We start from the raw sequence: 2,165 nt of genomic DNA, 5'->3' as shown, positions 1-2,165 counted from the left end.
TACAGTGGTTACAAGCAGTCGCTACTGTACTCGAACAAAACAAGCCCTTTGTGACGTACTCCCGACGTTGCCCTAACGGGACAACGCGGGCTTCTTGCCAACACCACCCAACGGTTCGGTTACTCGGCAAGCTTTATTACTAGCGGGACGCCCCACCGCCAAATACAAAATATTTTTAGCCGCATTAACGTCCCTGTCTGCGATATACCCACAATGATGACAGGAATGAATGCGGTCTTTAAGTTTTTTGGGTACCTTTTTACCACAATTAGAACAGTTCTGGCTAGTGTTTTTAGGATTCACAGCAACCGTTAACAACCCAGCATTTTCGGCTTTGGTTGCAAGGATTGACAGGAATTGACCCCATCCAGCATCTAGAACTGATTTAGCCATTTTCGTCTTGGCTAGACCCTTGATATTGAGCTTTTCATGAGCTACTAAATCATGATTGTTTAACAGCTCCTTGGTCGTCTTAAAATGAAAGTCTTTTCTGGTATCAGCTACTTTTTTGTGAGCCTTGCCTAATTTGGCTACAGCCTTTTTTCGGTTATTGCTACCTTTTTTGGATCTACTAACCGCTTTTTGAATTTTCGCCAATCCTTTTTGAGCCTTTCGGTAATACTGAGGAATCCCTACCTCCGTACCATCTGATTTGATCAAAAACGATTTAAGACCCAGATCAATCCCTATAGGATCAGAAACCTGATCCACGGGGATTATTTTAGGAATAGTATCATCCTGAATAGACAAAGTAACATAGTAGCCATCCGCCTTGCGGGTAATCGTAGCTGTCTTGATTTTAAAACCATTGGGAATTGGCCTGTGGTAGATCATTTTGACCCACCCAAATTTAGGTAACTTTAATTGATTGCCACTAATAGGATCCTTTCCAAGTGACGGAAAAGTCAAAGAACGGTACCGGCCTTTGCCTTTAAATCTAGGTTTTCCACTCCGCTTCCCGTTGCAATCGCCTTTAAGGTACCGTTTAAAGGCCAAATCTACCCGTTTGACACAATCCTGCAAAACCTGAGAATGAATTTGACCGTACCAAGGTCTATTTTTCTTGAGTTGTGGGAGTGTTTGTTTTTGGGAAAAATAATCAGGTTTATCCCTTAAATTTGGCAAATGGCAAATAAGAGGACAAGCATTAATGGAGCAGCGATTCTGTTCATACCAATTAAACCGATCAGCTAGCAAATAGTTATACTGACAACGTAGCATTTCCAACCATCGCTCTAGCTCGAGCATTTGTTTCTTTGTCAGTCTTAATCTGTATTGATAAGCAGCTCTCATTGCGCTTGCCCTCCTATTTATCGACCTACTATATATATAATATACAGCTAGTCAAATGGCAAGTCAGAATGAAAAAAATAAAGATGACAATTCGGTTAACCGAATATGAGAAAAAGAAGTTAGAACAAGAAGCAGAACGAAGAGGAATGAATCAGTCCGAAGTACTTAGAAACTTGATAGCTCGTTTCCCTGATCCAATAACTTCCACTTGACAGTTCCGCTTCGCTTCACTGTCTCGCTATCATCCCGACGCTTACCTTGTCAGGTAAAGCGCGGGGCTTCTCGCGGTCTAGCTAAATATCATTTAAATAACTATGAGTTATCGACTCTTGATTATTGGTTTAGGGGATTTGGGTCAGAGGCTTGCTGCTGAGATCTCGAAGTTTGCTGAGATTGATGAATTAATCCTGGCAGGTCGCCGAATTGAGTTTGGTGTTACCTTTGCTGAGCTATTAGCTGCATGTAGTCAAATCAAAGTACGATTTTTTGAACTGGATGCAGAGCAGCAAGACGCCGTTGAGCAACTTTTGCGTGACCAACGCCCCGATCTGATTGTTCAATGCGCTAGTTTATTTTCGCCTTGGTATTTGCGTGAATGCCAACACCCAGTGGCTAAAGTCCTACGAATGGCAGGATTTGCTGCTCAAATTCCAGCTCAGCTTCCACCAATCACAACAGTTATGTCAGCCGTTCGAGAAATTGATTTCCCAGCTCCTGTGGTGAATTGTTCTTATCCAGATCTAACTCATCCGGTTTTAGCGCAGCTTGATTTAGCTCCGACAGTTGGAATTGGCAATGTGGGGATGATTCAGTATCGCGTTCAGGCAACATTGCTTCAACAAAGTAAACTGTCTGGGACTGAAGTCAAATCG

The 2,165-nt window shown here is 42.5% G+C and carries 3 protein-coding genes; 2 read left to right on the top strand and 1 reads right to left on the bottom strand.

Translation table 11 applies throughout. From position 1 onward, the window contains the following. Positions 1 to 72 precede the first annotated feature (72 nt). Entirely contained in the window at positions 73 to 1,293 is a 1,221-nt protein-coding gene (locus F6K53_RS38030; RefSeq protein WP_293084901.1) for a transposase, read from the bottom strand. 68 nt (positions 1,294 to 1,361) lie between these two features. Between F6K53_RS38030 and F6K53_RS38025 the strand changes: the two genes are divergently transcribed. Continuing rightward, positions 1,362 to 1,505 (top strand): ribbon-helix-helix protein, CopG family, encoded by a 144-nt coding sequence (locus tag F6K53_RS38025; RefSeq protein WP_293052195.1) that lies wholly within the window; start codon positions 1,362 to 1,364, stop codon positions 1,503 to 1,505. A 102-nt stretch (positions 1,506 to 1,607) separates the two neighbouring features. Next, a partial coding sequence (locus tag F6K53_RS38020) for a saccharopine dehydrogenase NADP-binding domain-containing protein (protein WP_293084898.1) occupies positions 1,608 to 2,165 on the top strand: 558 nt, incomplete at its 3' end.

The sequence above is a fragment of the Moorena sp. SIO4A1 genome (genome assembly GCF_010672065.1).
In the GTDB taxonomy this organism is placed as follows: domain Bacteria; phylum Cyanobacteriota; class Cyanobacteriia; order Cyanobacteriales; family Coleofasciculaceae; genus Moorena.
Note: the sequence above shows the minus strand (reverse complement) of the source record. Positions and strands in the feature narration are given on the sequence as shown.